Origin of the sequence: Arthrobacter silvisoli, from assembly GCF_003369445.1 — a bacterium.
Classification (GTDB): Bacteria; Actinomycetota; Actinomycetes; order Actinomycetales; family Micrococcaceae; genus Arthrobacter; species Arthrobacter silvisoli.
In genome coordinates this window covers 93,093-112,936 of the sequence record NZ_QRCU01000059.1, presented here as the reverse complement: position 1 = coordinate 112,936, position 19,844 = coordinate 93,093, and the positions used below count along the sequence as shown (strand labels likewise).

Genomic DNA, 19,844 nt, shown 5'->3' with positions numbered 1-19,844 from the left:
GGGCCGCACCCAAACCGGGTTGATGCACGAGACGGGCCGCGGGCCTCAACCTGCACAGGCCGGGCGCGGCTCTTCCCGGGGAGCGCATCGCGGTCGAACGCGTCACGTAGGTCGCTCAGCGACCGCAGTGATGCCTTTCGGCCGTGTCTAAGCGACCGGGAAGGGCCGCGTCCGGCCCCACGAACTTACCCCGTGTTCCGCAGCCCCGCAGCGACGCCGTTGACGGTGATGAGCATGGCGCGCTGCAGCCGTTCGTCGATCTCGGCCCCGGAGATGGAGGCCTCGCGGACGCGGCGCAGCAGTTCCACCTGCAGGTAGCTGATGGGGTCCAGGTACTGGTCACGGATTTCCAGGGAGCGCTTGAGCGTCGGCTGGGCTTCGAGCAGTTCGGACTCGCCGGTGAGGCGCTCCACCTCGGCCACGGTGAGCTCGTACTCGGCCCGGATGGCCTTGAACAGGTGATGCAGCTCCGCCGGGACCAGGGAGGAGACGTAGTGGCCCGCGATGTCCATGTCCGTCTTGGCCAGCGTCATCTCAACGTTCGAGATCACGGAGCGGAAGAAGTGCCAGCGGTCCATCATCTCGACGAGCTCGGCGCTTCGGCCGGCGTCGCGTGCGGCCTTCAGGCCGGAGCCCACGCCGAACCAGCCCGGCACGATCTGACGGGACTGGGTCCAGCCGAACACCCACGGGATGGCGCGCAGGCCGCCCAGCCCGGCGCCGGAGTCAGGGCGCTTGGACGGGCGGGAGCCGATGTTCAGCGAGCCGAGCTGCTCCACCGGCGTCGAGGCCATGAAGTAGGCCGGCAGATCGGGGTCGTCGATCAGGGAGCGGTAGCGCTCGAAGGCGGCGTCGGAGATGGTCTCCATGACCTCGCCGTAGCGTTCACGCTGGTCTTCTGAGGTGCGCGGGGTGCGGTGCAGCGCGGAACCCTGCATCACGGCTGCCAGCGACAGTTCGAGGTTCTCCCGCGCCAGTTCCGGCAGCGAGTACTTGTCCGAGATGACTTCGCCCTGTTCGGTGAACTTGATGGCGCCTTCGAGGACGCCGTTGGGCTGGGCCATGATGGCGTCGTAGGTAGGTCCGCCGCCACGGCCCACGGAACCGCCGCGGCCGTGGAACAGCCTGACGCTCACACCGTGCTTGGCGGCGACGTCGCGCAGCTTGCGCTGGGTCTTGTGGATTTCCCACTGGCTGGTAATCACGCCGGATTCCTTGTTGGAGTCCGAGTAGCCCAGCATGATTTCCTGCACGTTCCCGCGCAGGCGCACCAGTTCGCGGTAGGAGGGGTCGGAGAGCAGCTGGTCCACGATTTCGGCCGAGGCCCGCAGCTCCTCCACCGTTTCCAGCAGCGGGGCGAAGCCGATTTTCGCGTGCGGGGCGGCACCGAACAGGTCAACCAGGCCGGCTTCGCGGGCCAGCACTGCGGCCGCAAGCACGTCGTCCGCGCCGCGGGTCATGGAGATGATGTAGGTCTCGACGACGTCCGGGCCGTAGGTCTGCAAGGCATGGCGGATGCTGCGGAAGACGTCGTACGTGCCGTCCGCGGCGCCGTCGAGCTTAATCGGGTGGCCGGAGAGCGGGCGGCGGGACGCCAGTTCGATGCTCAGGCGCTTGAAGCGCTCCTCCCGGCTGAGCTCCGCGTAGGGGCCTTCGGTGCCGAGCCGGTCGATGAGCTGCCCGACGGCGTCGTGGTGGTGGTCAGCGTGCTCGCGGATGTCGAGGGTGGCCAGGTGCAGGCCGAAGGAGGCGAGCGTGCGGCGGGCGCGCGCCAGAGCGCCGTCGGCCACGAGCGACGCCGAGTGCTTCCGCAGGGAGGTCTCCAGCAGCTCGAGTTCGCTGAGCATCTCGGCGGTGGTGGCGTAGTCGCGGCCGGGCTCGTGGTAGCTGCCGGAGGCCACCCGCCGGCCGGTGTTGATCAGCTTGGCCTTGATGCAGGTCAGCTTGAGGCGGTACGGCTCCTGGGCGTTGAGTTCCAGGACGCGCTTGTCCAGGCCGGGAAGGTTCTTGAGGTCGACGGCGATCGAGTCCAGGAGCTCCTGTTCAGCACCCACCAGCGCGGTGGAGTTGGACAGCACGGAGATGAGCTCGTCCACGAGGGAGATGCTGAGGCGGACGGCGTGCTGGTTCTGCAACTGCAGGATTTCGCGGGTGACGGCCGCCGTGACGTTCGGGTTGCCGTCGCGGTCGCCGCCGATCCAGGAACCGAAACGCAGCGGGGCGCCCTGCGCGGGCAGGGTGACGCCGTGCTCAGCAAGCAGTTCGGAGAGGTCCGTGAGCATTTCCGGCATGGCGTCGCCGAGGATGCTGTTGAGGTAGTAGATCGCGTTGCGTGCCTCATCCACCGGGGTGGGGCGGACCTGGCGCAGTTCGTCGGTCTGCCACATCTGGTCGATGATTTCGGCGAGCTGGCGGTCCTGGCGGCGGCGGGCGGAGGTGCCTTCCTCCGTGGGCTCGGCCAGCACGTCCGAAAGCTTGCGGATCTTGTCCAGCACCGAGCGGCGCGAGGCTTCGGTGGGGTGGGCGGTGAAGATGGGCCGCACGTCCAGGCCGTTGACCACGTCCTGGAGGACACCGGGCCCGGCCTCGCCGGCGATGTCGGCCACCGCCTGGGCCAGCCAGCCGTCCTTTTCCTTCCGGGTGCGCAGCCCGCGGACACGGTGGACCTGCTCGGCGGCGTTGGCCAGGTGGAAGTAGAAGGCGAAGGCGCGGACCAGTTCGGTGGCTTCGTCCAGCGGCAGGGAGGCGAGCAGTTCGCGGACCTGGGCGACGACGTCGTGCGCACTCCAAGGGCCGGTGGCGTCGGCACCGCCGCGGGCGGCTTCCTTGGATTCCTTGGTGAGCAGGCGGACCTGCTCCACGAGGGCCAGCAGCTCCGGCCCGTGTTGGCGGACCAGCGATTCGCCGAGGAGCGTGGAAACCCGGCGGACGTCCGCCCGGAGTTCCGCGGCGAGATCGGCGCTTGAATGTGCAGTGTCAACCATAAGAAAAACAACCTCTGGACATGGTGGTGGCCCGTACACTGCGCTGGATACTGTGAGCCGGATTACTGGGTCCAGAAAATCCTACCCGCAGGGCCTGCGCCTGCCGCAATGTTTCTCCCTAAGGCAGCTTGCTATCGGGTTCCGGCAGCGTCACCTTTCCGCCGATGAGGTCCACACCGTGCCCGCCCGGACCTTCCGAATAGACCTCGTGCCGTTGTTGTTTCATTTCCTCCCGTGCGGCCGCGGCCTCGACTTTCGTCGGCGCACCGGTGGCCGGATCGATCATGCCCAGCACACTCCCTAACGTGCCGGTGGCGCCCTTCGCCATGCCGCCGCGCGAGACCATCGCGGTGCCGGCCCAGATCGCCGCGAACACCACACCCACGCAGACCAGCACAGTCACCACCGCATCAATCCCCATGAAGCGAGCGTACGCCGGGGCGAACCGCGGCACCACAGCCTCCGCCCCTGGCGGGAATGCCGCCGCCCGGTGCGGGGTTGTAGGCAGCAGCCAGCCCAGCAACCGGAGGAACCATGACCGCCACAGCACCCGCCACCAACGCCCAGCTCGAACGGTGGCAGCGGTTCCGCAGCAGCCGCAACGCCGCCCTCGCAAGCCCGCACGGCTGGCTGACCCTCACCTCCTTCCAGTGGCTCGAGTCCGAGCCGTCCGCCGTCGAACTCGCCCCGGGACTCTGGTCAACCGACGGAAAGACGGCGACCCTCACCGCAAGCGCTGCCGACGGCCTCACGCTCGTCGAAACCGGCGAGCCGGTGGATGGGACGATCACGGCGGTCCTGCAGGACGAGGAATCCCTCATGTGGGTGCAGTACGGCGGGGCGGACGGCACCCAGGTGGTGGTGGAACTGGCCATGCGCGCGGACAAGTACGCCATCCGCACCCGGGATGACTCCTCGCCCGTGCTGACGGAGTTCGACGCGGTCCCCACCTTCGACTACAACCCGGACTGGGTGGTCACGGGCCGCTTCGAGGCCTACCCGGAACCGGTGGATGTGCCGATCGGCACGGCGAATCCGCTGGTGGACGGTATGCATCGTTCGGTGGGCGAGATCGTGTTCCGGGTGCCGGGCCTGCCGCACGAGGTCCGCCTGCACGCCGAGGAGGAAAAGCTGGGTGCCCTCAACGTGACCTTCCACGACGAAACGAACGGCAACACCACGGACGAATGGCGCAAGGTCTTCGTGCCGCGCCCGCGGCCGGACGGTTCAGTGGTGCTCGATTTCAACCGCGCCATCAACTACCCCAGCGCCTTCACGCCCTATGGAACCTGCCCCATGCCGGTGGCCGGAAACTCGATCGACGTCGCTGTGGAAGCGGGCGAAAAGCTCCCGGCGGGACGCATCATCTAGCCCCTTTATCCTTGGAAGGTGACCCTTCAGGAATCCCTTCTCGGCTTCGCGGCGATCGCCGCGCTCATCACCGTCATTCCGGGAACGGACACCGCGCTGGTGCTGCGGTATTCGATCGCCCATGGCCGCCGTCACGCGTACATGGCGGCGTTCGGAATGATCTCCGGCGCGTTCGTCTGGGGTGCTGCCGCGGCCACGGGTGTCTCCGCGCTCCTCACCGTCTCCACCGTGGCCTATGACGTGCTGCGGCTGGGCGGCGCCGCGTACATGTTGTGGCTGGGTGTCGGGCTCTGGCGCGCCTCCCTGAAGACGTCCGACGCGGACCTCCCGGCGAGTGTCTTGCCGCACCTGAGCCTGGAACCGCTGCACCGGACCTGGCTGAAGGGTTTCGTGTCCAACCTGCTCAACCCGAAGTACGGCATGTTCTGCATCGCCGTGATCCCGCAGTTCCTGGTCCCCGGAGTGCCCGCTGTCTGGATGGGCCTGTTGCTCTCCGTAGTGAGCAACCTTGAGGCCGTGGTGTGGTTCGCGGCGATCATCTCGGCGGCCCAGTTCTTCCGGAAATGGCTGCAGGGTGCACAGTTCCGGCGCTGGATCGACCGCGTCACCGGAACCGTGCTGGGCACCTTCGGCGTGGTGGCCGTCGTGGAGACCTTCGCGCCCCGGCACACCTAACGCGCCCCGGCGCCTCACACAATTGCCGACACCCCGGTGACGTTGCGGCCCACGATCAGCGAGTTGATCTCGAAGGAACCCTCGTACGTGTAGATGGCCTCGGCGTCGGCGAAGATCTTGGCCATGCGGTAGTCGGTGACGATACCGTTGCCGCCCAGGATGGACCGGCCCATCGCCACAGTCTCGCGCATCCGGGCGCTGCAGTAGGACTTCGCCAACGCCACCTGCGCCATGCTCGCTCCGCCGTGCCGTTCCCCCTTCGCGTCAACGTAGGCGTCTTCCTGGAGTTGGGCGATCCTTGCCATCATGCCCATGCTGGCCACCGCGTTGCCGAGCATGTCCACCAGCTGCTGCTGGATCAGCTGGAACTTCGCCAGCGGACGGCCGAACTGGAGGCGTTCCAGCGCATACTGCCGGGCGACGTCGAACGCGGCAAGCTGCTGCCCCACGGCCTGCCAGGCCACCATGAGGCGTGAACCGCGCAGCAGGTAATTGGTGTCCTCGAAGGTGCTGATCCCTGCGAAGCGGTCCGACTCGGCGACCCGCACGTCCTTGAAGGTGATGTTGGCGTTCTGCACGGTCCGCAACGCGATCTTGTTTTCGATCCTGCTGCGCGTCACCCCGGGCAGATTGCCGTCGACGATGAAGGCGCGGATCACCTTGCGGCCGGCCTCGAGTTCGGCCTCGTCGAGGGCCCAGACCAGCATGTGGTCGCAGAACGTCCCGTTCCCGATCCAGCGCTTGGCGCCGTTCAGCACCCAGTGGTCGCCGCCGTCGTCGGTGGTTCCGGAAGGATCGCCGGCAACCCGGCGGGCGGTGGTCTGCAGGCCGCCGGCCACATCCGATCCGTGCTCCGGTTCGGTCAGCGCGAAGGCGCCGGTGGTGCGGAGGTTGGAGGCGTCGTCGAGGTAGCGGTCCTGCTGCTCCTTGGAGCCGAATTCGAAAAGCGACTCCACGAAGAGGTCGTGGTGGACCATGAAGAAGGTGGCGATCGAGGTGTCCACCCGGGTCATCTCGGCGATCACCAGGCCGGCGAAGAGGTTGCTGTAGCCGCGGTGGGTGGGGGTGCTGAGCCGGAGACCGCCGAGCTTGGGCAGCAGCTGCGAGGGGAACTCGGCCTTGTCCCACCAGTCCTTGGCGTACGGAGCCACCTCGCTGGCCAGGAACTCGCGCACTTCCTGGAGTTTGCGCTGCTCCTGGACGCTGAGCAGCGACTCGAAGTCGAAGAAGTCCGCCGAAGGCAGGGAAGCGGGCGGGGAATCGGACAACGCCGCGGCGTCCGGGCTGTCCGGGTTCATTTCGGCGCCATCCGGATCGCGCCATCCAACCGTATGGTTTCGCCGTTGAGCATGGCGTTCTCCACGATGTGCGCCACCAAGTTGGCGTATTCCGCGGGGCGGCCAAGCCGTGCTGGGTGCGGTACCTGCTGGCCCAGGGAGTCCTGGGCGTCCTGCGGCAGCCCGGCGAGCATGGGTGTCTCGAAGATGCCCGGGGCAATGGCCATGACCCGGATCAGGGAGCGCGCCAGTTCCCGCGCCACCGGGAGGGTCATCGCGGCCACGGCGCCCTTGGATGCGGCGTAGGCGGGCTGGCCGATCTGGCCGTCGAATGCGGCCACGGAGGCGGTGTTGATGATGACGCCGCGCTCCAATCCGCCGAGCTCGGTGGACACGGGCTCGGTAGCGGCCATGGCTGCCGCGGCCAATCGGATGACATTGAAGGTGCCCACGAGGTTGATCTGGATGACCTTGGTGAAGTTTTCCAGCGGCAGCACGCCGTCGCGGCCGAGCACCTTGCCCGGGGTGGCGACGCCGGCGCAGTTCACGACGATCCGCAGCGGGCCGAGCGCCGTGGCGGCGTCGACGGCGGCCTGCACCTGCACTTCATCGGTGACGTCCGCGGGGACGAACACCGCGTGGGACGCCGGGCCGGAGGCGTTGAGTTCCGCGGCGAAAGCCTCGCCCGACGACGACGGAAGGTCGAGCAGCACCACGGAAGCTCCGGCGTCGAACAGCCTTCGGGCCGTCGCCGCTCCCAGTCCCGATGCGCCGCCGGTGACCAACGCCACAGCGCCCCTGATGTCCATCCATCCTCCTCGATGCAAGCCATTGCGTTAATGCATGTTAACTGAATCACATCGATTGCGCAGCCCGGGGCGGATGACTGGCTACGCTTGGGACCATGGCCACCGCAGAAACACCGGACCTGGCAGCCCGCGCGGACGCCGCCGCCTGCTCGGTCACGCGGGCCTTCGGCAAGCGGCTCTTCTTCCTGCCGGGCACGCACCTCGGCGCCTCGTTCCGGCCCCACAACGGCCTCCAGGCCTTCCTGCAGCCGTGGAACTACTGGTGGCAGGCGCATTATGTGGACTGCCTGGTGGACACCGGCCGCCGCGAGCTCGCCACGGGTGTGAGGTTCGACGGCGCCTCCCGCCCGAGCGCCGGCTGTCTGGCATCGCGGCTGCTCACCGCCATTTGGCTGCGGAATCGCCTCCGTTTCGAGAACGACTATTTCGATGACATGGCCTGGCTCGCCCTGGCCACCCTGCGCTTGGACCACCTTGCCGCAGCCACCGGGAAACCGGGACGCCGGCGCAACGCGAAGGTCCGCGAAAACCTCACCCGGCAGTTCGATTCCGCCTCCACCGGGGACCTGGGCGGAGGCACGTTCTGGAACACCGCGCGGGACTTCAAGAACACCCCGGCCACGGCCCCCGTCGCTCTGTACTACGCCCGCACCGGCGGGCGCGGGCAGGCGCAGGGCCTGCTGGACTGGCTCAACGCCAGGCTCCTCGACCCGGAAGCGGGACTGTACCAGGACGGCCTGCGGATCCACGGCGCGGACACCGTGCTCGTGACCGACATCTATACCTATAACCAGGGCCCGGTGCTCGGCGCAATGCTGGAACTCGGCGGCGAGGAGAACCTGCGAAGGGCGGTTGCACTCATCGAAGCGGTCGCCCGGCGACTGACCCTCAACGGAACCACGCCTGAACAAACCACGGTCCTGAGCTGCCATGGCGACGGCGACGGCGGACTCTTCACCGGGATCCTGCTCCGTTATCTGGCGCTTGCCGCGGCCGACGCCCGGCTCCCGCAGCACGCCAAGGACGCCGCCCGGGCCATGGTGCTGGAAACTGCGGCAGCCTTCTGGAACGGGCGCACGGAAACGGCGCCAGGAATCCATGTCTTCTCCAGCAACCCCCTGCGGCCGGCAGGCCAAACGTACCCGCCAGGCTCCGCCGTCGAACTTTCCACGCAACTGCAGGCCTGGATGGCGCTCGAGGCGGCAGCCAGCCTGACCCGCTGAACGGCATGGCTAAGACCGAGGCGGAGTGTCCGGCATCTTCTTCTGCGGGTACGGCGCCTCGTGCCGGGCCAGCATCTCCACGAAACCGGCGATCTTGCGGGCCCGGGTCTCGGCGCGTTTGACGGAGGTGGTCCGGTAGATCAGGGCGAAGCGGTTCCCCGAGGTGAGGACCTCGAACATGGCCTGCGCTTCCGGGACGGCGGCGATCGCGGCGGCGAGGTCGTCCGGCAGCTCCGCCCCCGCAGCCCCCGCGTAGGCCTGGTCCCAGCGGCCGTCGGCCTTGGCGGCGTCGACGGCGGCCCTGCCGGCGTCGTGCATCTTCCCGGCGGCTTCCAGACGGGCGATGTGGCCGGTGTTCCGTTCCGACCAGGGGCTGCGCGGGCCGCGGCGGGTCATGCGCTGGAGCATGCTTTCGGCGTCGCGCCGCTTCGCCTGCCCGTCGATCCAGCCGAAGCAGAGGGCCTCGTCCAGGGCGGCGTCGTAGTCGAGCTCGGTGACGTTGCCGCCCTTCTTGTGCAGCACCAACCAGACGCCCGGGCTGGTGCTGTGGTTTGCCTCCAGCCAGGCCCGCCATTCCGCGGCATCCTTGACCAGCAGTTCTTCGAGTTCAACGGCCATGTGCCCATTCTGCCTCCGGCCGCCGACATCCGGGCGGCGTAGGCTGGGGCCATGCTGCGTGTCCGCCCCCTCCACTTCACATCCCGCCCCGAGGCCTGGGAGCCCCTGCTGGGGGCGCTCGGCATGATCAAGACCGTGGACGACAGCGGCCGGCGCGAGTTCGACGCCGGCTCCGGCCGCCTCGCCCTGCAGCGCGTCGCGGCGGGGTCGGTGGAGGACGGCACCACCGTGTTCAGCGTCGAGATCGGCGACCCGGCGGAGTTCGCCCGGCGCACCGTGGCCGACGGCACCCGGGCCGAGGTCATCGACACCCCGCACGGCACCGCCGTGCAGGTCACGGCAGAGGACGGCTTCAGCTTCGTCGCGGACAAAGCCGCCCACGGCGCCGTGTGCGCGGACGCCGATACGGCGCTGGCCGTCGTCGGGGTCTGGCTGACGCCCGGCGTCGAACGGGCCGCCGAGGAAATGCGCAATATCGGTGCCCGGCCCCGCCGGGAAACCCCGGACGGGGCGGACTTCAGCACGAAGAACGGCGGGATCCTGGCCGTGCGCTCCGGTGGCCAAGCGGCGGGCGGCGGCCTCGAATTCGAGTACGACGGCGGCTTGGACGGTTTACGGGAGCGGCTCGTCTCAGCGGGCGTTGTCGTCCGGGATGACGGCGGCGCGCTGCTGGTCGCGACGCCGGACGGCGGCGAGTTCGCCGTCCGGGAGGCTCCGAGCGCCTAGTCCCCACCGCCCTCCCTACCCTGGCTCCGGGGTGGCCCAGTCCATGCGGGCGCGGTAGTCCCGGTTTGGTAGCAACGGTAAGGCTTGCGGCGCAGGCATACGCTGATCAGGGGCCCGGCGCCGTGCTTGCTGGAACCGGATTGCGTATGCCGCCGCGGCTGCCAGGCCCGCCACGATGTCGCATGCCCCCGGCAAGGCCATCTAGCGGCCAGGAGGACCTCCACCCCTTGTGGTCCGTGCGAGCAGCCGGGCCATCACGAGTCCGCTGACGATTGCCATCGTTACTGCCATGCCGACGCCGCCCAGGATTCCGATCGCGGCGACAAGCCACGGGTCCTGGCCAGGCTCCCAGAGCGGGGTGGATACGGCGAAGAAGACGGCCAGTCCGGCGCACCAAGCCGCGGCGCTTCCCGGGATCCATGCCCAGGCTGCCGGCAGGTGGCGGCGGAGTTCGATCCACTGGGCGAGGCCAAGGGAGCACAGCAGCAGGAGGCCAAGGACGGCTCCGGCGGCGAGCTGCGACGGCAGGGCCCACGATTGCCAGGCGGTGGTAGAGGAGGGCAGCAGGCCGAGCGCCCACGCGAGGGCTCCCGCCGTCCCTGTCAGGAGCGCCCAGCGCCCCGTCACCAACCCCGGGAGACGGGGGCGCAGAACCCGCGCCTGGAACCAGCCCAGGACGGCGCCCTCACAGAAACCCGCCAGGATGAGAAGTGGAGTGAGAGCCTCCGGCCAAGCGGCGCCGGCCAGGAGCTGGACTCCGGCGGGCGCGAGGAAGCCCACTGACTCCCCCAGGGTGACCCAGAAGATCCAGCCGGTAAGGAAGCGCCTGCCCAGCGCAGGATCAGCAGGGACTTTTCCCACGGCCCCGGAAGTCAGCTCACACGTGCTGGTCGACGAGGATCGGGTTGCCGTCGGGGTCCAGGACGATGAAGCTCGCAGGACCTGTGGTGCCCTCGTCCGCTTCCGCGACGAACTCGACGCCCCGGGCCTTGAGGGTGCGCTGGAGCTCGCGCACGTCGGTGAAACTGTCGAGCGCCTGCGCGTCCTGGCTCCACCCAGGATTGAAGGTCAGGGAGTTCTTCTCGAGCATGCCCTGGAAGAGGCCGATCACGGTCTGGCCGTTCCTGAGGATCAGCCGGTTCTGGGTGATGTCGCCACCGAAACGGACGAAGCCAAGTTTCTCGTAGAACCCGGCCGAGGCATGGATGTCCCTGACATTGAGGCTGATCGAGAAAGCGCCCAGCTGCATGTGTTCCTCCATTCCTGGAAACCTGCGACGCTACTGATGGTACGGCGTCGGGCCGGGCGCCGAAACCACCCCTTGACCATCCGGCGCGACGGTGACGTAATGAAAATGTCCACGGTGCGGCACGTCCGGATCCCTGTGGCGCCCGTGGCAGCCATGGCGAAGGATGCCATGCGGGCAGCAGAGGAGGACATCGTGGGCATACTGGATTCCATTTCGAAGGGGATGCCGGTGGTTGACGGCTCGGGGGAAATCATCGGCCGGGTTGAGGAAGTCGTTCCGCCCAACGAAAAGGCGGAGATATTCGAAGAAGCCGTCGTCAGTTCCGAGCCGGACTTGCTCACTCTCGGGCTGAACTCCGTCTTCGGCCGGGAACCGAAAGTCCCCGAACTGATGGCGCGGAGGCTGTTCCATTCCGGCTACATCAAGATCGATTCCCGCGGTTTCCTGGCCGGCGACACGTACGCGGCCGCGGACAGCATCAGCCGCGTCGAAGAAGGAAAGGCGTACCTGACCCTCACCCGGCACGAACTGTCCACCCAGGTCTGAACCCTGTCGCTGAATCCTGCCCGTCGTAAACCCCGCCGTTTGGGCAGGGCCCGTGGACAAACACGGCCCGCCGGGCGGCGGATACGGTAGAAATTAACCATGAACCTGCGCACCCCCGACCCCAACCCCGGCTGGCTGTCCCCCGAGGACCTGTTCGAGGCCCGCGGACGCCTCCCCATGGTGTATGTCGAGGCGGTCCCGGTCCGGCTGGATCCCTTGGGCTTCGTCAACGAGGTGGGCACGCTCCTGCAGGGCGATGCCGACGGCAACATGGTGCGCTACCTCGTCTCCGGCCGCGTACTGTACCGGGAGACCATCCGGGCCGCGCTGCTGCGCCACATCGAAAAGGACCTGGGCCCGCTGGCCTTCCCGCAGCTGCCCATCAGCCCCGTGCCGTTCACCGTGGCCGAGTACTTCCCGGCCCCTTCCCAGACCGGGTTCACGGACGACCGCCAGCACGCCGTGTCCTTGGTCTACGTGATCCCGGTGACCGGCGAATGCGATCCGCGCCAGGACGCGCTCGAACTGACCTGGATGACCCCGGAGGAAGTGCTCAGCGAAGAGGTCCAGCAGGAGTTCGACGGCGGCCGCGGCAACCTGGTCCGTCAGGCCCTCGCTTTCGCCGGGGTCGGCCTGTAGCCGAAGCCCGGGACTTCCACGGCTTTCCACATGGCCGGAATGCCTCCCGCGCCCGGGGGTGCCCGTTCTATAGACTGGTGGGCGGACCCCAAGCAAAGGATTTTTGGCGATGACCCACAGCCCGGCCGATCAGCAATACCGTGAAAAGCAGGCTGGGGCCCTGCAAACCGGCGACTACCTCTACCTCCCGGGCAACGGCCCCGCGGAGGAGATCACCGGCATCGAGCTCGAACACGACGACTTCGGCGTGCCGGCCCTCGTCATCGCGACCACGTCCGAGGGCGGTAGCGTCCGTATCGCCTTCGGCTCCGCCGTCCCGGTGGGCGAACCCCGTAGCGCTGTCAACGGGCCCGCCGGTAACTCGCCCGACGCCGGTGACCGGGATTCCGGCGACGACGCGCCCGCCGGTGAGCTTCCCGCGGAGTCCGCACCCGCCGTCGTCGTCCCTCCGCTTCCTGCCGCTCCCCCGTCGATGAACGCCCCGACGGCGGCCCAGCTCGCCCTCATCCCCGCACCGTCCGGCACACCGGAGGCCGTGATCGCCGCCGCGGCGGAGGCGCATCCGGGGCGGAACGGCGTCGCCGTGCTGAGCGAACGCCTGGTCAAGGGCGTGAACACGAAGTCGGGCAGCTGCCTGCGGGACATCAGCGACCTCGCACACGACCTCTTCATCCAGCTCCGCGACCCGGACAATGCCCTTGCCGTCGCCGACCTGCTGAATGTGCTGCCCTTCGACGGCAACAGGGACCGCTGGGCCTCGGTGGAGCGTGCCTTGGCTCTGTCCAGCTTCATCTGCCGGGAACTCGGGCAGGAAGCGCGTGCCGAGGCCTACGCCCAGATGCTCCAGGCCCCGGACTCCCTGGAGACCGACCCGTTCCGGGCCCGGATCGCCGCGCGGGTTCGCCAGCGGGCGCTCAACGAACCGAACCTGTACGACAAGGAAATCTTCCGCTCCATCGACAACGGCAACCGCGACGCCGAACGCGAATGGCGGCTGCTGCGCTTCGAATCGCTGCTCTTCCTGCGCGCCCACGGCGGTTCGGAGACCCTGCGGATCAGCGAACTGGACCACCGCCTGGCCAACGAGCTCGAGGCGGTCCGCGCCTAGCGTTGTCAAGGCTTTTGCCGCCACCGGATGGAGAGTAGATTCGGGGCCATGACGAACAATCTGAGCGTTGTAGTAAATGCCGACGCGCAGCAAGTTTGGACCATGCTGCGCGAACCGTCGCGGGTAGCCCAGTGGCACGGCTGGGAAAGCGACGAACTCAGCGATGAAATCAACCAGATCTACTTCAGTTCCCAGGTAGTCGAGGGCCCGGACCACACGAGCCTCACGGTGAACGGCGGCGACGAATTCGAGCTGCACCCGGTCACCGGCGGCACCGAGGTACGGGTCACCCGGGCCGCGCTGGACCACGATTCCGAATGGGCCGATTTCGACGAGGACATCACCCAGGGTTGGCTGACATTCCTGCACCAGCTGCGCTTCGCATTGGAGCGGCACCCGCACGGGCACCGGCGTACCCACGTGGTCAACCTCCCTGGCGGCGGATCGGCCATTGAAAAGCTGGGCCTGAACGATCTTCCGGCACCGGGCGAAGAGTACGAACTGACCCTGCCCACGGGCGAGGCGATCTTCGGCAAGGTCTGGTTCCGTACCCGGCACCAAGTAGGCGTCACCGTGCACAACTACGCCGAGCACGGCGAGGGGCTGCTGATCGTGGCCGAACAGCAGGCGATCCCGGAGAAGAGGCCCGACGGCGGCGCGATGGTCATTGCGTCCACTTACGACCTCGGTGCGCACCAGCTGGACGCGGTCCGCTCCCATTGGGACAACTGGAAGGCTGAGAACTACCCCACAGAGGTGCCGGCGCACTGACACTTCCCAGCGATCGGCTGGCAGACTGTAACGGTGCCAGCCGATTCCGTCCTGCCTGATACCCCTGCCACATCCTTGGTCGCTCCATTTGCGGGACGCCAGGCTGAGTTCTCGTTTTCGGTGGGGACTCGCCTCTCCGAAAGCTGTGCCCCGGCACCGGAACAGCGGGAGGGCAACGGCGGCGAATTCCTCGGCCGCACCGGAACCATCACCACGCCGCACGGGACCATCCAGACGCCCGCGTTCATCGCCGTCGGGACCAAAGCCACGGTGAAGGCCGTGCTGCCGGAGTCCATCCGGGGCTTCGGCGCGCAGGCCGTGCTGGCCAACGCCTACCACCTGTACCTGCAGCCCGGCCCTGATATCCTCGACGCCGCCGGCGGGCTCGGCGCGTTCATGAACTGGGACGGGCCCACTTTCACGGACTCGGGCGGATTCCAGGTGATGAGCCTGGGCTCGGGCTTCAAGAAGGTCATCGATATGAAGACTGTGTCTGCCGCGGACGCGGCCATACCGGACGATGCCGTGGCGCCCGGCAAGGAACGCCTGGCCCATGTGGACGAGGAGGGCGTCTGGTTCAAGTCGCACCTGAACGGGGACCGGCACCGTTTCTCGCCCGAGATCTCCATGCAGGTGCAGCACCAGATCGGCGCGGACATCATGTTCGCCTTCGACGAGCTGACCACCCTGCAGAATTCCCGTGCCTACCAGGAGGAGTCCCTCGAACGCACCCGCCGCTGGGCCGAACGCTGCGTCACGGAGCACCGGCGGCTTACCCTTTCCCGGGAGGGGAAGCCGTACCAGGCCCTGTTCGGAGTCATCCAGGGGGCGCAGTACGAGGACCTTCGCCGCAAGGCCTGCCGGGACCTCGGGGCGATGGAGTTCGACGGCTACGGGATCGGCGGGGCGCTGGAGAAGGAAAACCTGGGAACGATCGTGCGCTGGTGCAACGAGGAACTGCCCGAAAACAAACCGCGGCACCTGCTGGGCATTTCGGAGCCGGACGACATCTTCACGGCGATCGAAAACGGCGCGGACACTTTCGACTGTGTCTCCCCCACCCGGGTGGCCCGCAACTCGGCGTTCTACACCGCGGACGGCCGCTTCAACCTCTCGGGTGCGAAGTACAAGGCCGACTTCGGGCCACTGCAGGAGGGCTGCGACTGCTACACCTGCCTGAACTACTCCCGGGCCTACATCCACCACCTGTACAAGGCCAAGGAGATGCTCTCGGCCACCCTGATCTCCATCCACAACGAACGCTTCGTGGTGAGAATGGTGGACGACGCCCGCGGCGCCATCGAATCCGGCGACTTCTTCGAGTTCAAGGCCGAGACCCTGGGCCGGTACTACTCCTAGCCGGCCGGGACCGCAGCTTCAGTGGGTCCGGACTGCATTCTGAGCAAGGCCGTTAGCCCCTACCGGCCCGCACGGTGCTGAGCAACACTCTGGGTGTGGCCAGCATTCCAAACCGCACGACGCACCGGCAACCGCGCCCGGCCGGGTCCGGCTGGCCTTGGACCCAAACCCTGCTTGTCGCCGTCATTGGCGCCGCAGCCATCTACCTTGTCAGCAGTCACTGGGTTCACATCCTCGACGCTTCGCCTTACCTCTGGGTCGTTTTGATGATGGGCATGCACGTGTTCATGCATCGCGGTCACGGAGGCCACGCCGGACACGGCGGGCAGGGCCGTTCGGGCGGTTCCGTGCCGCCAACTCACCCGGGAGGGAGCGGACATGTCCACTGACTACGGCTACAACCTGTGGTGGCTGGTAATCATCAATTCGGCGGTGTTCATCATTTTCGCCTTCAGCTTTGTCCGGCCCAGGACACGGCTGGACTGGCGGGCACTGGGCGGGTTTTCGGCGTTCATCGTGGCGCTTTTCACCGAGATGTACGGCTTCCCGCTGACGATCTACCTCCTGTCCGGGTGGCTGGGCAGCGTCATCCCGGGAGTGGACCTGTTGACTCATAATTCCGGACATTTGTGGCAGGACCTGACGGGCTGGCAGGGGGATCCGCATCTGAGCCCGCTGCACCTGCTGAGCAGTGTGCTGATCGCAGCGGGTTTCATCCTGCTGTACCGTGCCTGGCAGGTCCTCTTCGCAGCACAGCGCGACCACCGGTTAGCAGTCGCCGGACCGTACGCCATAGTGAGGCATCCCCAGTACCTTGGCTTCCTGGTCATCATGGCCGGGTTCCTGCTGCAGTGGCCCACGCTGCTGACGCTGCTGATGTTCCCGGTCCTCGTCGTCGTCTATCTGCGCCTGGCCCGCAGCGAGGAACGCATGATGGCTACCGAATTCGGCGAAAGCTATGCAGCCTATTGCCGGCAGGTGCCCGGGTTCTTTCCGCGCCTGGGCCGACGCCGGCACGCCGGGACCGGGCAGCCCTAGCGGCTGCGGGAACGGCCGCGGATCCGGAGCGGGCGGAGGCAAAGGGGCATGCTGTTCTTGGCCTTGAAGAACCTGGTCCAAGAGAAGACCCGGCTCCTGATCAGCGTTGGCGGGGTCGCCTTCAGCGTTCTGCTGATCATGAGCATCCAGGGCCTGTATCAGGGCTGGAGCAATAAGATCGGCGAGTATATCCGCACCGTTCCGGCCGATTACTGGATCACCCAGACGGGCGCCACCGATATGTTCCATACACCCTCGGTGCTTCCGCTGACCGTCGGCGAGCGCATCGCCACCGTAGACGGCGTCGCTGCCGCAAAGCCGTTCAGCGGCCGCAGGGTCGCTTTCGAACACAACGGCAGGGACATCAATCTCTATGTCATCGCCGATGACACGGAAAACAACGTCGGGGCACCCGCCCGGGTCGTGGAAGGAAAGCCCGTGCCCGGCAAGGGCGAGATCATCATCGACCGGGTGGTGGCGCGCAGCGAAAACCTGCGCATCGGCGACAGCATCCCGCTTGCGGGCCGCACCCTGAAGGTGGCTGGCTATTCGGAAGGCGGATACATCCTCAGCTTCTCCTTCGCGTTCACCACCAAAGAGGACGCAGAGAGCATTCTCCAGCTTCCCGGTGCAACCAATTTCTTCCTCGTGACCGTCAAGGCCGGCAGCAACGCGGGCGACGTCGCTGAACGGATCGAGGCCGACCCTGCGGTGGACGCCATCACCAAGGACAGGTTCGTGGAAAACAACACGAACATCGTCAGGGACACGTTCCTGCCCATCATCCTGGTGCTGCTGCTGATCGGCATCGCCGTGGGCATGACCGTCATCGGCCTGACCATCTTCACCTCGACTATCGAAAAGGCCCGGGAATACGGGGTCCTGAAGGCCATCGGGGTGACAAACCTGCAGCTCTACGCCGTCGTCGTGGAACAGGCGATCACCGCAGCGGTTCTCGGCTATCTCCTCGGTGCCGGCCTGGCCCTGGCCGTCAGCGCGGCCGCCGGAAGCTACGTGCCGGAGTTCATCACGGAAATCCGCTGGTGGGATGCCGGCTGGATTTTCGCCGTCACCGTGGCCATGGCCGTGGTGTCCTCGCTGCTGCCGGTCCGGCGCCTGGCCCGTATCGACCCGGCCGAGGTGTTCCGATCATGAGCGTTGTCGCTGTCCAGGACGTGAGCAAGACCTTCGGAACCGGCCACACGGCGGTCGCCGCCGTGGAGCACGTATCCCTCACTGTCGATGCGGGGGACATTGTGCTGGTGATGGGTCCGTCCGGATCCGGAAAGACAACGTTGTTGTCCATGATCGGAACCCTCATGCGTCCCACCGGGGGACGGATCCTCATCGCCGGACGGGACACGGCGGACCTCGGCCCTTCCCAGTTGTCGGCCATGCGCCTGCGCGAGTTCGGATTCGTTTTCCAGACCTTCAATCTGCTCTCGGCCCTGACTGCGGAGGAAAACGTCATGATGCCCCTGATCGCCGCGGGCGCGGGCAGGAAACAGGCACGGATGAAGGCACGCGCGGCCCTGGAACAACTCCAGCTCGGACATCGTCTGCGCAGTCTTCCGAGGGACCTCTCCGGCGGCGAGAAACAGCGGGTAGCTATCGCACGGTCCCTCGCGAACGAGCCCCGGTTGATCCTCGCCGATGAACCGACCGCAAACCTCGACGGGAAGACCGGCCGGGACGTCACCCTCCTCCTGTGCCAGACGGCCTGCATCGAAAACAGGGCTGTCATCATCGTCAGCCACGACCAGCGCCTGCGCGTCGCAGCCAAGCGGGTCGTCACCATTGAAGACGGCAGACTCACTGCAGAAGAACCCGGTGAGCACGACCAGCACTGCCGCATGCACGCTCCGGAGCCGCGTTCCCATGAAAATGACCGATGAAGAGCTCCTCGCCGTACTGGCCGACCCGGCCGAAGATGCCGCCCGGATGGAGCGGATCAGGACCGAAATTGACGCCGGATTCCGCTTGCTCTCGGGCCGGGTGGGGAAGGCAGTCGCCGTCTTCGGATCTTCACGGCCGACGCCGGTAGACCCGCTCTACTTGACCGCCCGCCAGTTGGGGTCCCGCTTTGCCGAAACCGGCTTCGCCGTCATCACCGGCGGAGGGCCCGGCCTGATGGAGGCTGCCAACCGCGGCGCGACAGAAGCAGGCGGCCTCTCTGTCGGCCTTGGCATTGAGCTGCCGCTGGAACAGCCGCTCAACCCTTACCTGAACCTGTCCATGACTTTCCGCTATTTCTTCGCCCGGAAAATCATGTTCGTCAAATACTCCTCGGCCTTCGTCGTCCTCCCCGGCGGCTTCGGCACGTTGGATGAGCTCTTTGAAGCCCTGACGCTCCTCCAGACCGGAAAAATCCACGAGTTCCCTGTGGTTCTGATCGGCACCGGCCACTGGTCAGGGCTCATGTCGTGGATGCAGAAGCGTCTCCAGGACCAAGGGTTCATCGCCCCCGATGACATCCGTCTGCTGAAGGTCACGGACGACCTTGACGAAGCCGCGGAGCTGGCTCATCAATGCCACCTGCGCCAACTCGCCCTCTGAAGCAGCCACGCATGAAAGAGACTTGGCGCCGGTGAGCCCGGTCCATGCCAGTAGGCGGCACCGCCGTCTGTACCGGAGGGCCAAGGAGTCCAGGGCCGGCGTGAATCGCCTCTATGCCCCGTAGCTCGGTTCGCGCTTCTTCACCCAGCCGATCACCAGCGAGGTGACGGGCACGAAGAGGAACTCGACGGCGGTCTTGTAGACAAAACCCACCACCACGTAGTTGACGAAGGTCCCGAAGTCGGCGATGCCGATCACGGAGGCCGCGATGCTGCAGAAGATCAGCGTGTCCACGAATTCGCCGGCGCCCGAGGACCCCATGAGCCGTGCCCACAGGGACTTTTCGCCGCTGCGTTCCTTCATCTTCACGAGGATCCAGGAGTTGATGGTCTGGCCTGCGAAGAAGCCCAGGAGCGACGCAAGCACGATCAACGGCACCGGGCCGAGTGCGCCCTCGATGGCAGCCTGCTTGGCGTTGCCGTACTCGTCGCCGAAGCCGGGAAGCGCGATGATGACCCAGTAGCAGAGCGAAGCGAAGGCGGAGAGCGCGAACGTGGTGACGATCGCTTTCCGCGCTGCCTTGAAGCCGTAGACCTCGCTCACCACGTCGCCCAGGATGTAGGCCAGCGGGAACAGGAAGAAGCCGCCGTCAGTGACGATCGGGCCGAGCACCACGCCCTTGGAGGCGCCGATGTTGGACAGGATCAGCACCACGGCCATGACGGCCAGGAAGATCGCGAAGTAGGGGGAACCGGTCGAGGCGAACCGCGGAGCGGCTTTCAGGGCACGGTCGCTAAGGGCAGGGCTGCCGGAAGGCGTGGTCAAGGGTGCATCCGTTTCGTCGTGGTTCGCGCAGGCACCGGGCAGCTACACGGCGCCCCGCTGTATTAGCACT

The 19,844-nt window shown here is 67.0% G+C and carries 22 protein-coding genes; 14 read left to right on the top strand and 8 right to left on the bottom strand.

The features are described 5' to 3' along the window. Positions 1-185: 185 nt before the first annotated feature. Together ppc and DWV11_RS13875 are read right to left on the bottom strand one after the other, a co-directional pair. On the bottom strand, positions 186-2,984 hold the full coding sequence (gene ppc / locus DWV11_RS13880; RefSeq protein WP_115789505.1) for a phosphoenolpyruvate carboxylase: 2,799 nt from the start codon (positions 2,982-2,984) through the stop codon (positions 186-188). 118 nt (positions 2,985-3,102) lie between these two features. Beyond that, positions 3,103-3,405, bottom strand: coding sequence for a hypothetical protein (locus DWV11_RS13875; RefSeq protein WP_136017907.1), 303 nt, complete (start codon positions 3,403-3,405; stop codon positions 3,103-3,105). A 113-nt stretch (positions 3,406-3,518) separates the two neighbouring features. Here DWV11_RS13875 and DWV11_RS13870 point away from each other — a divergent pair, with 113 nt between their 5' ends. Both DWV11_RS13870 and DWV11_RS13865 read left to right on the top strand, forming a co-directional pair. Further along, positions 3,519-4,355, top strand: coding sequence for a DUF1684 domain-containing protein (locus DWV11_RS13870; protein ID WP_115789503.1), 837 nt, complete (start codon positions 3,519-3,521; stop codon positions 4,353-4,355). Positions 4,356-4,373: 18 nt separating this feature from the next. Continuing rightward, positions 4,374-5,030: a LysE family translocator gene (locus DWV11_RS13865; RefSeq protein WP_115789502.1), complete on the top strand. Its 657-nt coding sequence runs from the start codon at positions 4,374-4,376 to the stop codon at positions 5,028-5,030. Between the two features lie 14 nt (positions 5,031-5,044). Here DWV11_RS13865 and DWV11_RS13860 read toward each other — a convergent pair whose 3' ends face one another. Together DWV11_RS13860 and DWV11_RS13855 are read right to left on the bottom strand one after the other, a co-directional pair. Next, complete coding sequence (locus DWV11_RS13860; RefSeq protein ID WP_115789501.1) at positions 5,045-6,328, bottom strand: acyl-CoA dehydrogenase family protein; 1,284 nt, start codon at positions 6,326-6,328, stop codon at positions 5,045-5,047. Further along, positions 6,325-7,116, bottom strand: coding sequence for an SDR family NAD(P)-dependent oxidoreductase (locus DWV11_RS13855; RefSeq protein ID WP_115789500.1), 792 nt, complete (start codon positions 7,114-7,116; stop codon positions 6,325-6,327). The genes DWV11_RS13860 and DWV11_RS13855 overlap by 4 nt, the downstream gene beginning before the upstream one ends. A gap of 95 nt (positions 7,117-7,211) precedes the next feature. On the opposite strand from DWV11_RS13855, the gene DWV11_RS13850 reads away from it, so the two are divergent. Next, positions 7,212-8,339: a glycoside hydrolase family 76 protein gene (locus DWV11_RS13850; RefSeq protein WP_115789499.1), complete on the top strand. Its 1,128-nt coding sequence runs from the start codon at positions 7,212-7,214 to the stop codon at positions 8,337-8,339. Positions 8,340-8,348: 9 nt separating this feature from the next. On the opposite strand, the gene DWV11_RS13845 is transcribed toward DWV11_RS13850, so the two are convergent. Further along, positions 8,349-8,957, bottom strand: coding sequence for a YdeI/OmpD-associated family protein (locus DWV11_RS13845; protein WP_115789498.1), 609 nt, complete (start codon positions 8,955-8,957; stop codon positions 8,349-8,351). A 51-nt stretch (positions 8,958-9,008) separates the two neighbouring features. On the opposite strand from DWV11_RS13845, the gene DWV11_RS13840 reads away from it, so the two are divergent. Next, positions 9,009-9,683, top strand: coding sequence for a VOC family protein (locus tag DWV11_RS13840; protein WP_115789497.1), 675 nt, complete (start codon positions 9,009-9,011; stop codon positions 9,681-9,683). A 201-nt stretch (positions 9,684-9,884) separates the two neighbouring features. Here the strand turns inward: DWV11_RS13840 and DWV11_RS13835 are convergent, their stop codons facing one another. After that, a complete protein-coding gene (locus tag DWV11_RS13835) occupies positions 9,885-10,544 on the bottom strand; it encodes a hypothetical protein (protein ID WP_210725753.1) in 660 nt (219 codons plus the stop codon). 16 nt (positions 10,545-10,560) lie between these two features. Further along, on the bottom strand, positions 10,561-10,944 hold the full coding sequence (locus tag DWV11_RS13830) for a VOC family protein (protein ID WP_245953641.1): 384 nt from the start codon (positions 10,942-10,944) through the stop codon (positions 10,561-10,563). 87 nt (positions 10,945-11,031) lie between these two features. On the opposite strand from DWV11_RS13830, the gene DWV11_RS13825 reads away from it, so the two are divergent. The 10 genes from DWV11_RS13825 to DWV11_RS13780 all read left to right on the top strand — a co-directional run bounded on the left by DWV11_RS13825 (position 11,032) and on the right by DWV11_RS13780 (position 18,949). Further along, complete coding sequence (locus tag DWV11_RS13825; protein ID WP_136017906.1) at positions 11,032-11,478, top strand: hypothetical protein; 447 nt, start codon at positions 11,032-11,034, stop codon at positions 11,476-11,478. A 99-nt stretch (positions 11,479-11,577) separates the two neighbouring features. Next, the gene (locus tag DWV11_RS13820; protein WP_115789494.1) at positions 11,578-12,117 is read left to right on the top strand and encodes an NUDIX hydrolase family protein; all 540 of its coding nucleotides are present in this window, start codon (positions 11,578-11,580) and stop codon (positions 12,115-12,117) included. A 109-nt stretch (positions 12,118-12,226) separates the two neighbouring features. After that, positions 12,227-13,225 (top strand): DUF6707 family protein, encoded by a 999-nt coding sequence (locus DWV11_RS13815; protein WP_115789493.1) that lies wholly within the window; start codon positions 12,227-12,229, stop codon positions 13,223-13,225. A 48-nt stretch (positions 13,226-13,273) separates the two neighbouring features. After that, positions 13,274-13,996 (top strand): SRPBCC family protein, encoded by a 723-nt coding sequence (locus tag DWV11_RS13810; RefSeq protein ID WP_115789492.1) that lies wholly within the window; start codon positions 13,274-13,276, stop codon positions 13,994-13,996. A 33-nt stretch (positions 13,997-14,029) separates the two neighbouring features. Beyond that, complete coding sequence (gene tgt, locus DWV11_RS13805; RefSeq protein ID WP_425452063.1) at positions 14,030-15,355, top strand: tRNA guanosine(34) transglycosylase Tgt; 1,326 nt, start codon at positions 14,030-14,032, stop codon at positions 15,353-15,355. 74 nt (positions 15,356-15,429) lie between these two features. Then, complete coding sequence (locus DWV11_RS20670) at positions 15,430-15,744, top strand: DUF2933 domain-containing protein (protein WP_115789491.1); 315 nt, start codon at positions 15,430-15,432, stop codon at positions 15,742-15,744. After that, entirely contained in the window at positions 15,734-16,393 is a 660-nt protein-coding gene (locus tag DWV11_RS13795) for a methyltransferase family protein (RefSeq protein WP_115789490.1), read from the top strand. The genes DWV11_RS20670 and DWV11_RS13795 overlap by 11 nt, the downstream gene beginning before the upstream one ends. 48 nt (positions 16,394-16,441) lie before the next feature. Beyond that, a complete protein-coding gene (locus tag DWV11_RS13790) occupies positions 16,442-17,548 on the top strand; it encodes an ABC transporter permease (protein WP_115789489.1) in 1,107 nt (368 codons plus the stop codon). Further along, positions 17,545-18,288, top strand: coding sequence for an ABC transporter ATP-binding protein (locus tag DWV11_RS20250; protein WP_115789488.1), 744 nt, complete (start codon positions 17,545-17,547; stop codon positions 18,286-18,288). Before DWV11_RS13790 ends, DWV11_RS20250 begins: the two co-directional genes overlap by 4 nt. Further along, positions 18,272-18,949, top strand: coding sequence for an LOG family protein (locus DWV11_RS13780; RefSeq protein ID WP_115789487.1), 678 nt, complete (start codon positions 18,272-18,274; stop codon positions 18,947-18,949). Before DWV11_RS20250 ends, DWV11_RS13780 begins: the two co-directional genes overlap by 17 nt. A gap of 111 nt (positions 18,950-19,060) precedes the next feature. On the opposite strand, the gene DWV11_RS13775 is transcribed toward DWV11_RS13780, so the two are convergent. Further along, on the bottom strand, positions 19,061-19,774 hold the full coding sequence (locus tag DWV11_RS13775) for a queuosine precursor transporter (RefSeq protein WP_115789486.1): 714 nt from the start codon (positions 19,772-19,774) through the stop codon (positions 19,061-19,063). Between the last annotated feature and the right edge of the window lie 70 nt (positions 19,775-19,844).